The organism is Kitasatospora sp. NPDC030952, assembly GCF_055571335.1.
The window spans coordinates 41,870-54,645 of the sequence record NZ_JBVIFM010000027.1; the positions used below are offsets into that span (position 1 = coordinate 41,870).

A 12,776-nucleotide genomic window follows, 5' to 3' on the forward strand; every position below is an offset into this window, starting at 1 on the left:
AGCGAAGTGAGGCGGGCGCATGAGCGCGACCACGATCCACCGGGACCGGCCGCTGATCACCGCGTGGTCCGCCGTCTCCCCGTTCGGCCTCGGCCGCGACGCGTTCGCGGCCGGGGTCGGCCGGGGGGAACCGGCCCACGAGGTACCCGACTTCGACACCCGCAAGGTGCTGGGCAAGGCCGGCACCCGCACCTTCGACCGGGCCACCGGCCTGGTCGTCACCGCCGTCCGTGAACTCCTCGGGGAGGCCGAGGCCGCGCAGAGCCCGATCGCCACCGGCGGCGGCACCGCCCTCGTCCTCGGCACCACCCTCGGCAGCGCCCAGAGCGCCGCCGGGTTCAGCCGGGCCTCCTTCGAGGGCGACAAGCCCTACGACGTGCCCGCCCAGCTGATGCCCAACGTGCTGATGAACGGCCCGGCCGCGGCCACCGCCATCCGCTTCGACCTCAAGGGCCCCAACACCACCCTGGCCGGCGGCGCCGCCGGCGGCCTGCTCGCCCTCGGCTACGCCCGCCGCCTGCTGGCGGCCGGCCGCGCCGAACGCGCCGTGGTCGGCGCGGTGGAGGAGCAGTCCGAGGCCCGCGAGTGGCTGGCCGGCGACCACGACCAGCCGACCGGCGAGGGCAGTGCTGTGCTGTTGGTGGAGACCGCGCGGACGCTGCCGACCGGCCGCCGGGTGCTGGCCGAACTGCTGGCCCTGGACGTCCGGTTGGACGTCGACGACGACCCGCAGGCGGCCCTGGCCGCCACCGTCCGCGACGCCCTCGCCCAGGCCGACGCGACGCCCGACCAGGTCTGGGCCGCGGCCGTCACCGGGCAGCCGGCCGAGGCACAACTCGCCGAACTGGTCGGCACCGAGGCCGTCAGCCGGATCCGCACGGCTGAACTCCTCGGTGACACCGGCTCCGCGGGCACCGTCTTCTCCCTCACCACCGTCCTGTCCCTGGCCGAGCACGACCCCGCGGCCGCCGGCCGCCTCGCCGTGATCGCCTCGCTCGACCACCAGGGCCTGGCCGCCTGCGCCGTCCTGCGCCTCACCGGCGGTGGCCGATGAGCACCCCGGGCATCGCCCTGATCAGCGGCGGCTCCCGCGGCATCGGCAAGGCGGCGGCCCTGCGCCTGGCCGCCGAGGGCTACGCGATCAGCTTCTGCTACCAGTCCGACCAGCAGGCCGCGGACCTCCTGGCCAAGGAACTCGACGCCCTCGGCGTCGGCGTCCTGGCCGTGAAGGTCGACGTCACCGACGCCGCCGCGGTCCGGGCCTGGGTCACCCGCACCGAGGAGGAGCTCGGCCCGATCACCGTCGCCATCGCCAGCGCCGGCATCACCCGGGACAAGCCCCTGCTGCTGATGGCCGACGAGGACTGGCGGTCCGTCACCGACACCAACCTGAACGGCACCGCCAACCTGTGCCGCGCGGTGGCCTTCCCGATGGTCAAGCGCCGCGGCGGCTCGATCATCACCCTGTCCTCGGTCTCCGGCGTCTACGGCAACCCCGGCCAGAGCAACTACGCGGCCTCCAAGGCCGGCATCATCGCGCTCACACGCGCCCTGGCCAAGGAGGTCGGCCGGTACGGGGTCCGGGTCAACGCGGTCGCCCCCGGAATGATCGAGACCGACATGACCTCGGTGCTCACCGACAACCAGCGCACCGACGCACTCAAGCACATCCCGCTCGGCCGTTTCGGCACGGCGGACGAGGTGGCCGACTCGGTCGCCTTCCTGGCGGGCCCGCAGTCCGCCTACCTCACCGGCTCGGTCCTGCAGATCGACGGCGGAATCGTCCTGTGACCAGACGCACCAGACGCACCGTCAACTTCGACTAGGAGATACGACCATGACCATCCCCGCCGTGCGCACCTTCGACAACCACACCCCGCTGGTCGACACCGAGCTGCTCCCCGGCCGCGGCAGCGGTGTCAGCGCCGCCCACCGGATGTACGAGCACCTCATCGGCATCTGGGCCACCGGTGTCATCGAGGCCGCCCACGACCTCGGCGCCTTCACCGCCCTGATCGGCGGCCCGGCCACGGCCGGCGAGCTGTCCACCCGCCTCGGCACCGACCTGCGCGCCACCCGCGTCCTGCTGGACGGCCTGGCCGCCTACGACGTGGTCGAGCGCAGCCGCGCGGCGGACGGCCAGGCGGTCTACACCCTGCCACCGGAGATGCACGACATCTTCGCCCCCGAGGGCCTGTACAGCCTGGTCGGCAAGATCCGGCACGACCGCAACGTGGCCTGGGGCGCCTGGCGCAACCTGGCCACCAACGTCCGCACCGGCGCCCGCAACTCCGAGGGCTCCCAGCAGCTCAACCAGATCTCCGAGGAGGACTACACCTCCCTGGTCCGCGGCATCAACTTCTGGGCGCCGCCGATCGCCGCCACCCTCGCCACCGCGCTGCGCGAGCAGGGCTGGACCGACGGCACCGGCCGCACCCTGCTCGACGTCGGCTGCGGCACCGGCATCTACAGCCAGCTGCTGCTCCAGGAGTTCAGCGGCCTCAACGCCCGGGCCCTGGACGCCGAGCGGATCATCCCGATCGCCAACGCCCAGGCCCACCGCCTCGGGGTCGCCGAGCGCTTCAACCCGGAGGTCGTCGACTTCTGGGCGGACGACTGGGGTACCGGCGTCGACGTCGCCCTGTTCGTCAACATCTTCCACCTGCAGACCCCCGAGTCGGCCCGCGAGCTGCTGCTCCGCTCGGCCAAGGCGCTCACCGAGGACGGTGTGATCGCGATCGCCGACCACATCGTCGACGAGGACAGCACCGACGGGAACACCCAGAACCGCTTCTTCCGGCTGTTCGCCGCGTCCATGCTCGCCACCGGCGGCGGTGACGCCTTCACCGTCCACGACTACGACCAGTGGCTGGCCGACGCGGGCCTGCGCCGGGTCGCCCTGCTGGACACCCCGATGCACCGCCTGCTGCTCGTCAAGCACGCCTGACGCCCCGACCCCAGCGCCGCCAACCCCCCTCGACGGCCCCGACGCACCGCGTCGGGGCCGTCGGGGTTCCCGCACCAGGAGGCCCAGATGCCCGACCGGCCCGACCAGCCCATCCAGCCCATCCAGCACGTCCAGCACGTCCAGCACGTCCGGCCCGACCGGCCCGCCCTCTTCCGCACCGACCGGACCGACCTGACCCCCGAGGAGATCGCCGCCCTCACCGTGCTGCTCCTGCGAAGAGCCCGCGGTGCCGCCGCCCCGGCGCCCCGCCCCGCCCGCCGCACCGTCCGCTGGCACGACGTCTCGCTCCGGCCCCCCGTGCCCACCACGTCCTGGCAGATCGTCGCCTGACCCCACCCCCGTCGGCCCCGCCCCCCGACCGGGGCCACCGGGGCCGGCCGGTCAGCCGCGGGAGAGGCGCTCGGTGAGGCGGGACTTGGCGGCGGGCCACTCGTCGGCGAGCATCGAGAAGTAGGCGGTGTCGCGCCAGGTGCCGGTGGGCCGGAGGCGGTGCCGCCGGTGGACGCCCTCGAACTGGGCGCCGAGGCGCAGGACGGCGTTGCGGGAGCGCTCGTTGTCGGCGTCGGTCTTCCAGTAGACCCGGCCCATGCCGAGGTCCTCGAAGGCGTGGGTGAGCAGCAGCAGCTTGGCCTCGGTGTTGACGGCGGTGCGCCAGTAGGAGCGGCCGTAGAAGGTGGCGCCGATCTCGACGGACTCGTTCCGGGTGCTGATGTCGTGGTAGCCGGTGATGCCGACGGCGGTGCCGGTGGCGAGGTCGACGGCGGCGAAGTAGACGCACTCGCCGGTGGCGGCCTCGGCGATGCGGGCGTCGAGGTCCCGGCCGAGGTCCTCCTCGGTGGCGGGCGGGAGGGACATGGTCCAGCGCCAGACCTCGGGGTCGGGGCCGACGGTGGCCCAGAGGTCGGCGGTGTGCCGGTGCTCCAGCGGCTCCAGGCGGATGTGCCGGCCGGTGAGGGTGACGGGTGCGGGCTGCTTTGCGGTCATGCCCAGAACGTAGCGCGACTCTGCACTAGAGGCAATGCATATATGCACTAGTTCAATACTCCCGACGTGGCGCAGAACGAAGGGCCCCGCGGGACGGTGCGTCCCGCGGGGCCCTTCGTGGAGAGCGGTCCGGTGAGCGATCAGATGAACGAGTTGATCTGGATCGTCTCGTCCCGGCCCGGGCCGACGCCGATGGCGGAGATCGGCGCGCCCGACATCTCCTCCAGCGCCTTCACGTAGGCCTGGGCGTTCTTCGGCAGCTCGGCGAAGGTCTTCGCCTTGCTGATGTCCTCGGTCCAGCCCGGCAGCGTCTCGTAGATCGGCTTGGCGTGGTGGAAGTCGGACTGGTTGTACGGGAGTTCCTCGACCCGGCGGCCGTCGATCTCGTACGCGACGCAGACCGGGATCTGCTCCCAGCCGGTCAGCACGTCGAGCTTGGTGAGGAAGAAGTCGGTGAGGCCGTTGACCCGGGTCGCGTAGCGCGCGATGACGGCGTCGAACCAGCCGCAGCGCCGGTCGCGGCCGGTGGTGACGCCGCGCTCGCCGCCGATGCGGCGCAGTGCCTCGCCGTCCTCGTCGAGCAGCTCGGTCGGGAACGGGCCGGAGCCGACGCGGGTGGTGTAGGCCTTGAGGATGCCGATGACTCGGTCGATCTTGGTCGGGCCGATGCCGGCGCCGGTGCAGGCGCCGCCCGCGGTCGGGTTCGACGAGGTCACGAAGGGGTACGTGCCGTGGTCGACGTCGAGCAGGGTGCCCTGGCCGCCCTCCAGCAGGACGACCTTGTTCGCCTTGAGGGCCTCGTCCAGGACGAGGGTGGTGTCGGCGAGGAAGGGCTTGATCTTCTCCGCGTAGCCCAGGTACTCCTCGACCACCAGGTCGGCCGGGATGGCGCGGCGGTTGTAGAGCTTGACCAGGATCTGGTTCTTGTCGTGCAGCGCCGCCTCGATCTTCTGGCGCAGGATCGACTCGTCGAACAGGTCCTGGACCCGGATGCCGACGCGGTTGATCTTGTCCGCGTAGGTCGGGCCGATGCCGCGGCCGGTGGTGCCGATCCGGCGCTTGCCGAGGAAGCGCTCGGCGACCTTGTCGATGGTCCGGTGGTACGGGGTGATCAGGTGGGCGTTGCCCGAGACCAGCAGCTTCGAGGTGTCGATGCCGCGCTCGTTCAGGCCGTTGAGCTCGGAGAGCAGCACGCCCGGGTCGATCACGACGCCGTTGCCGATGACCGGCGTGACGTTCGGGCTGAGGATGCCGGAGGGGAGCAGGTGCAGGGCGTACTTCTGGTCGCCGATGACCACCGTGTGACCGGCGTTGTTGCCGCCCTGGTAGCGGACGACGTAGTCGACGGAGCCGCCGAGGAGGTCGGTGGCCTTCCCCTTGCCCTCGTCCCCCCACTGAGCGCCAACGAGCACGAGTGCCGGCACAGGCGTACACCCCTTCCGGTTGGGGCATCCTGCGTAGGCCGCAGTCTGCCCCGAGATAGACGAAGCCCCTGGCGCAATGGCGCAAGGGGCTCTTGCACCGAGAGATTACCTGAGGAAGGACCGGTCGTGTCGTCCCTGTCCACGCCTGCTACCGGCGGTCCCGAGCCCCTTCTGCTGCTGCTCGACCCGGTGGCCCGGCAGACCGACGGGGAGTCGGTGCGGATCGCGAAGGACGTGTTGTGCGGGGGCGCGGACGTCAAGGTGGCCTATCCGGAGAGCCAGTTCGAACTCGACCGGATGCTTTCGCACCGGGGTCGGCGGAGACCGGTGGTGATCGGGTCCGACCTGGCGCTGCAGCGGGTGCTGCAGGCCCTGCACCGGCAGCGTGAGCTGGGTGCCGATCCGGTGGGGATGGTTCCGGTCGGCCGGGCGGAGGAGCTGGCGACGGCCCGCGCGCTCGGCGTGCCGGGGGAGCCGGTACGGGCGGCGCGGGCGGTGCTGTCGGGTGCGCCGCGCACGTTCGACCTGCTGGTGGACGACGGCGGCGGGGTGGCGCTGGGCGGGGTGCGGATCATCGGTGGCGGCGGGCGCCGGCTGGGGGGCCGTCCGGGTGGCTGGCGTTCGCTATGGGCGAAATTGGCTGCGGCCGAGCAGGCGAACGCACTCACCCCGGAGCCCGTCGACCACAGCCCCCGGGTCCGGGTCGAGGCGGACGGCCGGCTGCTGGCCGACGTGCACCGCCCGGTCCGGCTGGTGCAGGTCTTCCTCCCGGGCGCCGGGGACGCGGCCGGCGCGGGCGTGCTGGAGGTGGTGGTCCGCGGCCCGGGCGCGCCGGTGCGGGCGCGCGCGGCGAGCGTCTCGGTGGTCGGGCGCGGCTTCGGCTACGAGGCGGACGGTCACCCGGTGGGCCCGGTCCGCGCCCGCACCTGGACGGTCCACCCGGGCGCCTGGGGCCTGCTGCTGCCCGCGGCGTGACCGCCGGGTGAACGACGGGTGAGCAGGCTCACGTTCGGGGCCGCCCGCCGATCACCGTTCCGCACACGGAAAGCCCCAACGGGCGCGAACCACAAGGCCAACCGCCGTCCGCCGGAATTCCCCCACCCGAATTCCCGGCCCCGTAAGGGGTTTTGTCTACGCGCGTTACTCCGCGATCCCGGTCCGAACCGGACCTCCCGGGTTCCGGAAGCCCTGGTCAACTGCCCTAGACTCGAAGGCGTGCCACGTGGTGACGGAAGACTCAACCACGATCTTCTTCCCGGTGAGAAAGGCCCCCAGGACGCTTGCGGCGTCTTCGGTGTCTGGGCTCCCGGCGAGGAGGTCGCCAAGCTCACGTTCTTCGGCCTTTACGCCCTGCAGCACCGCGGTCAGGAATCCGCGGGCATCGCAGTGAGCAACGGCTCCCAGATTCTCGTCTTCAAGGACATGGGGCTCGTCTCCCAGGTCTTCGACGAGGCCTCGCTGGGGTCGTTGCACGGGCATATCGCCGTCGGACACGCCCGCTACTCGACCACCGGTTCCTCGGTCTGGGAGAACGCCCAGCCGACCTTCCGGGCGACCGTGCACGGTTCGCTGGCCCTCGGGCACAACGGAAACCTGGTGAATACCGCCGAACTGGCGGCCATGGTCGCCGAACTGCCCGGCGAGGAGCACGTATCGCGCTCCGGCCGGACCGCCGCGACCAACGACACCGACCTGGTGACCGCCCTGCTGGCCGGCCACCCGGACCTCTCCATCGAGGAGACGGCCAAGGTCGTGCTGCCCAAGGTCAAGGGCGCCTTCTCGCTCGTCTTCATGGACGAGCACACCCTCTACGCCGCCCGCGACCCCCAGGGCATCCGCCCGCTGGTGCTCGGCCGGCTGGAGCGCGGCTGGGTGGTCGCCTCCGAGACGGCGGCGCTGGACATCTGCGGCGCCTCCTTCATCCGCGAGGTCGAGCCGGGCGAGCTGATCGCCATCGACGAGAACGGCATGCGCAGCTCGCGGTTCGCCGAGGCCAAGCCCAAGGGCTGCGTCTTCGAGTACGTCTACCTGGCCCGCCCCGACACCTCCATCGCCGGCCGCAACGTGCACCTCTCCCGGGTGGAGATGGGCCGTCGGTTGGCCGAGGAGGCGCCCGTCGAGGCCGACCTGGTGATAGCCACGCCCGAGTCCGGCACCCCCGCCGCGATCGGCTACGCCGAGGCCAGCGGCATCCCGTACGGCTCCGGCCTGGTGAAGAACGCCTACGTGGGCCGCACCTTCATCCAGCCCAGCCAGACGATCCGCCAGCTCGGCATCCGGCTCAAGCTGAACCCGCTGCGCGAGGTCATCGCCGGCAAGCGCCTGGTGGTCGTGGACGACTCGATCGTCCGCGGCAACACCCAGCGCGCGCTGGTGAAGATGCTCCGCGAGGCGGGCGCCGCCGAGGTGCACATCCGGATCTCCTCGCCGCCGGTGAAGTGGCCCTGCTTCTTCGGCATCGACTTCGCCACCCGCGCGGAGCTGATCGCCAACGGCATGACCATCGAGGAGATCGGCCGCACCCTCGGGGCGGACTCGCTCTCCTACATCTCGATCGACGGCATGATCGAGGCCACCAAGCAGCCCAAGGACAAGCTCTGCCGGGCCTGCTTCGACGGCGAGTACCCGATGGAGCTGCCGGACCCGGCGCTGCTCGGCAAGCTCCTGCTGGAGGCCGAGATCAAGGGCGGCCGGCAGCAGCCCGCCGTCCGCGGCAAGCCGACCAGCGGCAGCGACCTGGACGGCGTCCAGTCGCTGCTCGGCGGGGCGGGCGCGGCCGACGCGCTGCGCCGCCCGTAGGAACGCACGGTGGGGTCCCGCGAACCGGGGCCCCTCCGCCGTTCCACCCCCTTGCTGTAACGAACCGCCCCCACCCTGACCCGAAAGGGCCGCACGCAGTGACCACGAACCAGAACGGTGCCACCTACGCCGCCGCCGGTGTCGACATCGAGGCGGGCGACCGCGCCGTCGAGCTCATGAAGCAGTGGGTGAAGAAGGCCAACCGCCCCGAGGTGGTCGGCGGTCTCGGCGGCTTCGCCGGCCTCTTCGACGTGTCCGCCTTCAAGAACTACGAGCGGCCGCTGCTGGCTTCGGCCACCGACGGGGTGGGGACCAAGGTGGCCATCGCGGCCGCCATGGACAAGCACGACACCATCGGCCACGACCTGGTCGGCATGGTCGTGGACGACATCGTGGTGTGCGGCGCCGAGCCGCTGTTCATGACCGACTACATCTGCGTCGGCAAGGTCGTCCCGGAGCGGGTCGCCTCGATCGTCAAGGGCATCGCCGAGGGCTGCGCGCTGGCCGGCTGCGCCCTGGTGGGCGGCGAGACCGCCGAGCACCCGGGCCTGCTCGGCCCGGACGAGTACGACGTCGCGGGCGCCGGCACCGGTGTGGTCGAGGCCGACGCGCTGCTGGGCTCCGAGCGGGTCCGGGCCGGCGACGTGGTGATCGCGATGGCCGCCTCCGGCCTGCACTCCAACGGCTACTCGCTGGTCCGCCACGTGCTGCTGAACGAGGCCGGCTGGAAGCTGGACCGCAAGGTCGAGGAGTTCGGCCGCACCCTCGGCGAGGAGCTGCTGGAGCCGACCCGGATCTACTCGCTGGACTGCCTGGCGCTGACCCGCGCGACCGAGGTGCACGCCTTCTCGCACGTCACCGGCGGCGGCCTGGCGGCCAACCTGGCCCGGGTCGTCCCGGACGGCCTGCACGCCCGCCTGGACCGCGGCACCTGGACCCCGCTGCCGGTCTTCCGGACCGTCGCCGAGGTCGGCCGGGTGGCCACCCTGGAGCTGGAGAAGACGCTCAACATGGGCGTCGGCATGGTCGCCGTCGTCCCGCCGCACTCGGTGGACGCGGTGCTGTCGATCCTGGAGGACCGCGGCGTCGAGGCCTGGCTGCTCGGCGACATCGTGGAGCGCACCGACGAGCACGAGGCCGGCGCGGCCCTGTACAACGCCTACGAGGGCTTCACCGCGGGCTGACCGGCCCGCGGACGCGAGAGGGCCCCTCCGGCGCACCGGAGGGGCCCTCTCGCACGTCCTGGGCGTTCACGGCCGCCGGCCGGCCGGCCGACCGACCCGGCCCGGCCCGGAACGGCGCGCAAGCCGTCCCGGCCCGCCCGGGGGAACGCCGAAGACCGGTCCGGCGCCCAGGGGCGTCAGGACCGGTCCGGCGAAGCTGTGGTTACGAGCGGCGGGAGGCCTGCGACGGCCCGGTGCCCGGCCCGGTGTCGTCCTCGTCGTCGAGGTCGGCGTAGCGGGCGGCGTACTCCGCGTACGGGTCGTCGTCCTCTTCCTCCTCGATCGGCTCGGGGTCGATCGAAGCGGTGGACGGCGATACGCCCAGCTCGTTGGACAGACGGTTAGCGTCGAACCCGCCGCTGTTGTACTTCAGCTCGCGGGCGACCTTCGTCTGCTTGGCCTTGGCCCGGCCGCGCCCCATGGGTCGACCCCCTCAACGATGGGGCTCACGGCCCCGAGTCTGACACGTGTTCATGATCAGGTCCGGCCTGCCCGAATGGGAGGACCGTCCCTTGGAGCATTAACGGTACCTGTTTCCGCCGCTGGACGGTACGTCGTCAGTGTGACGTGGCGCGCACCGACTGCACCCGCGACCAGGTCTTCCCAGGTCAGGGGAGGTTTTGCGGCGTTTTGCACGCTGTCCCGAGGTGTTCGTGGTCCGTCGTTCCAGGACTGATTATCCCCCCAAGGGGGACCTCGGATCACCCGTTCGGGCGGAGAAGTGAGAATCCGGTTCCACATCGTGATGCGCGGGGGGCCGGAGGTGACGGCCCCCCGCGCACCGGGTCGGCGGAGCGACCGCGATCAGCCGCGGCGGCTGCCCGGCAGCAGCACCGTGCGCAGGGCGCTGATCTCGCGCATCCGCTTCTCGGCCAGGCGGTCGGCGGCGACCGCCGGCGGGATGCCGTCGGAGGCGGCCCGGGTGAAGATCTCCAGGGTGGTGTCGAAGATCTTGGTGGCCTTGTTCTTGGCCCGCTCGAAGTTGAAGCCGTCGATCTCGTCGGCGACCTGGATCACGCCGCCGGAGTTCACCAGGTAGTCGGGGGCGTAGAGGATGCCGCGGTCGGCCAGGTCCTTCTCGACGCCCGGGTGGGCCAGCTGGTTGTTGGCCGCGCCGCAGACGATCGAGGTGCCGGACTCGCCGAGCGCCGCGACCACGGGGTCGGTCAGCGCGCCGCCGAGGGCGCAGGGGGCGTAGACGTCCAGCTTGGCCTGGAGCAGGGCGGTGGTGTCGGCGACCACCTCCACCTCCGGGTGGGCGGCGCGCACCCGGTTGACGGCGGCCTCGAAGGGGTCGGTGACGACGACGGTGGCGCCGTCCGCGACCAGGTGGCCGACCAGGTAGTGGCCGACCTTGCCGACGCCCGCGACGCCGACCCGCTTGCCGCGCAGGGTGGGCTGGCCCCAGCGGGCCTGGGCGCTGGCGCGCATGCCCTGGAAGACGCCGAAGGCGGTGAGGATGGACGAGTCGCCGGCGCCGCCGTGCTCGGGCGAGCGGCCGGTCACGAACTCGGTCTCGCGCGCGATGACGTCCATGTCCTGGACGTAGGTGCCCACGTCGCAGGCGGTGATGTAGCGGCCGCGCAGCGACTCCACGAAGCGGCCGTAGGCCCGGAGCATCGCCTCGTTCTTGTCCTTGTTCGGGTCGCCGATGATGACGGCCTTGCCGCCGCCGAGGTCGAGCCCGGCCAGCGCGTTCTTGTAGGACATGCCGCGGGACAGGTTCAGCGCGTCCTCCAGGGCCGCCTCCTCGGAGGCGTACGGGAAGAAGCGGGTGCCGCCGAGGGCGGGGCCGAGCGCGGTGGAGTGGATGGCGATGATCGCCTTGAGCCCGGAGCTGCGGTCGTGGCAGAGGACGACCTGCTCGTGGCCGTCGCCGGGGGCGCCGTCCTGCTCGGTGCGGAAGATCCTGCTGAGCACGCCGGGTGCGGGGTGCGTGGCGGGGGTCTGTACGTCGGTCACTGTGGTGACTCCAGTATCGCGGCCCGCTGCTGTGGTGCGGGCGTCTGGGGCGAAGCGTAGTCGCGCCGGAGCCGCCGATCAGCCGTCTTGTCCGAGCTTGTGCCGGTTGTCCGAAGGGTGAGACGGGAAGGGCCCCGCGGTGCGGGCGCGAACGGTTCGGGGTCGCGCCCTCCCGGGCCCGCGCGGCTCGTGCGACCATGCAGGACGTGACCGTCGTACGCACTTCCGTACTGCCGCCCTACGCCGCCCACCTGCGGGTCTACGAGCCGCTGGCGGCCTATCCGGAGCCCGAGCGGGCGCGCTGGCAGGCCTACGCGGCCGAGCACGGGCCGGACGCGGCGGTGGCGGAGCAGTCGGTCGCGGAGGCGGCGCTGGAGGAGCAGCGGGAGGCCCTGGTGGAGTTGGCCGCCCGCACGCCCCGGGCGCTGCCGGAGCAGGAGAGCGGGCGGGCGTACCTGCGGACCGTCGACGGCGTACTGTACGTGTGCCCGTGGGCGACCAGGCTGCGCAGTTGGCAGGCGCTGGAGGAGCTGCGGGCGGGGGCTCCGGTGGCGCTGCTGGACACCGCGCTGCCGCCGGTGACCCGGGCGGCCGCCGAGGCGGACCGGGAGCGCTGGCGGGTCGGGCACCCGGACGCCCGGCCGTGGATCCTCACCAGCCGGTGGGAGGTGCCGGTGCGCTGGTTCCTGCCGTTCGGGGACGAGGACCGGTGCTTCGTTCCGGGGGGAGCGGGCACCGGAGGGGGAGGACGGGAGGAGGAGGGGGAGCGGGGGAGGCCGGCGGCGCTGTTCTACCTGGTGCCGATGGCCCAGGCCCGGCGCCGGGTGGCGCGGGCCTACCGGGCGCTGCGCGAGGCGGTGCCGGACGGGGAGCTGGTGCGCGGGGCGGAGCAGGTCGGGCGCTGGCTGGAGGAGTTCCACCCGCGTTCGCTGGTGGAGTTGGACTACGGGGGTCTGGTGCATCTGCTGGGGCCGGAGCGGCTGTTGGCGGACCGTTCGGCGGGGGAGCTGGAGGAGGGGCTGCGCGCCCTGCGGGCCGGGGACACCGACGGCGCGCTCCGCGCGTACGGGGAACTGACGGGGCGGTGGCGGCGGGTGCTGGCGTTGCGGCACGCGAACTGACGTCCGACCGCCCGTGTATGACTGTCAGAGGTCTTTGGTCCGCAACGGCGCCGACCAAGGTCCCGGTTCGGGTCAATAGCTGTCGAACGTGACACTACTCACCGTTGACGCGAACTAACCCCTATGTGCAAAAATGGGACAACCAGCCCAACTTCACGTGAGCATGCCCACTTTTGGGTGGTTCTGGAGTCGATGCGTGCTTTGCGGGGAAACGGAGGGTCTGGTCCCCTCGTAACCGGACGTCACTATCGAGTGACTGTCCGTTATGGGGTGGTCCATCGCCATCCGTCGGCCT

The 12,776-nt window shown here is 72.2% G+C and carries 12 protein-coding genes; 8 read left to right on the plus strand and 4 right to left on the minus strand.

What is annotated here, in order from left to right:
• Positions 1–19 precede the first annotated feature (19 nt).
• The 4 genes from ACZ47G_RS33455 (at position 20) to ACZ47G_RS33470 (ending at position 3,298) form a co-directional block, all read left to right on the plus strand.
• Positions 20–1,054 (plus strand): beta-ketoacyl synthase N-terminal-like domain-containing protein, encoded by a 1,035-nt coding sequence (locus tag ACZ47G_RS33455; protein ID WP_465749241.1) that lies wholly within the window; start codon positions 20–22, stop codon positions 1,052–1,054.
• Positions 1,051–1,791: a 3-oxoacyl-ACP reductase FabG gene (gene fabG, locus ACZ47G_RS33460; protein ID WP_465749243.1), complete on the plus strand. Its 741-nt coding sequence runs from the start codon at positions 1,051–1,053 to the stop codon at positions 1,789–1,791. Before ACZ47G_RS33455 ends, fabG begins: the two co-directional genes overlap by 4 nt.
• A gap of 46 nt (positions 1,792–1,837) precedes the next feature.
• Entirely contained in the window at positions 1,838–2,947 is a 1,110-nt protein-coding gene (locus ACZ47G_RS33465; RefSeq protein ID WP_465749245.1) for a class I SAM-dependent methyltransferase, read from the plus strand.
• 87 nt (positions 2,948–3,034) lie between these two features.
• Positions 3,035–3,298 (plus strand): acyl-CoA carboxylase epsilon subunit, encoded by a 264-nt coding sequence (locus ACZ47G_RS33470; RefSeq protein WP_465749247.1) that lies wholly within the window; start codon positions 3,035–3,037, stop codon positions 3,296–3,298.
• Positions 3,299–3,349: 51 nt separating this feature from the next.
• Here ACZ47G_RS33470 and ACZ47G_RS33475 read toward each other — a convergent pair whose 3' ends face one another.
• Both ACZ47G_RS33475 and ACZ47G_RS33480 read right to left on the minus strand, forming a co-directional pair.
• Positions 3,350–3,952, minus strand: coding sequence for a GNAT family N-acetyltransferase (locus tag ACZ47G_RS33475; RefSeq protein ID WP_465749249.1), 603 nt, complete (start codon positions 3,950–3,952; stop codon positions 3,350–3,352).
• A gap of 140 nt (positions 3,953–4,092) precedes the next feature.
• Positions 4,093–5,376, minus strand: coding sequence for an adenylosuccinate synthase (locus tag ACZ47G_RS33480; protein WP_380459335.1), 1,284 nt, complete (start codon positions 5,374–5,376; stop codon positions 4,093–4,095).
• Between the two features lie 126 nt (positions 5,377–5,502).
• Between ACZ47G_RS33480 and ACZ47G_RS33485 the strand changes: the two genes are divergently transcribed.
• The 3 genes from ACZ47G_RS33485 to purM all read left to right on the plus strand — a co-directional run bounded on the left by ACZ47G_RS33485 (position 5,503) and on the right by purM (position 9,359).
• Complete coding sequence (locus ACZ47G_RS33485; protein WP_465749251.1) at positions 5,503–6,351, plus strand: diacylglycerol kinase catalytic domain-containing protein; 849 nt, start codon at positions 5,503–5,505, stop codon at positions 6,349–6,351.
• Between the two features lie 240 nt (positions 6,352–6,591).
• Positions 6,592–8,175 (plus strand): amidophosphoribosyltransferase, encoded by a 1,584-nt coding sequence (purF, locus tag ACZ47G_RS33490; protein ID WP_380459341.1) that lies wholly within the window; start codon positions 6,592–6,594, stop codon positions 8,173–8,175.
• 98 nt (positions 8,176–8,273) lie between these two features.
• Positions 8,274–9,359, plus strand: a complete 1,086-nt coding sequence (purM, locus tag ACZ47G_RS33495; RefSeq protein ID WP_380459343.1) for a phosphoribosylformylglycinamidine cyclo-ligase — start codon at positions 8,274–8,276, stop codon at positions 9,357–9,359.
• Positions 9,360–9,561: 202 nt separating this feature from the next.
• Here purM and ACZ47G_RS33500 read toward each other — a convergent pair whose 3' ends face one another.
• Positions 9,562–9,819, minus strand: coding sequence for a DUF3073 domain-containing protein (locus ACZ47G_RS33500; RefSeq protein ID WP_380463500.1), 258 nt, complete (start codon positions 9,817–9,819; stop codon positions 9,562–9,564).
• 383 nt (positions 9,820–10,202) lie between these two features.
• Positions 10,203–11,360 (minus strand): Glu/Leu/Phe/Val dehydrogenase dimerization domain-containing protein, encoded by a 1,158-nt coding sequence (locus ACZ47G_RS33505; protein WP_465749254.1) that lies wholly within the window; start codon positions 11,358–11,360, stop codon positions 10,203–10,205.
• Between the two features lie 206 nt (positions 11,361–11,566).
• On the opposite strand from ACZ47G_RS33505, the gene ACZ47G_RS33510 reads away from it, so the two are divergent.
• Complete coding sequence (locus ACZ47G_RS33510; RefSeq protein WP_465749256.1) at positions 11,567–12,481, plus strand: DUF8083 family protein; 915 nt, start codon at positions 11,567–11,569, stop codon at positions 12,479–12,481.
• The last annotated feature ends 295 nt before the right edge of the window (positions 12,482–12,776 follow it).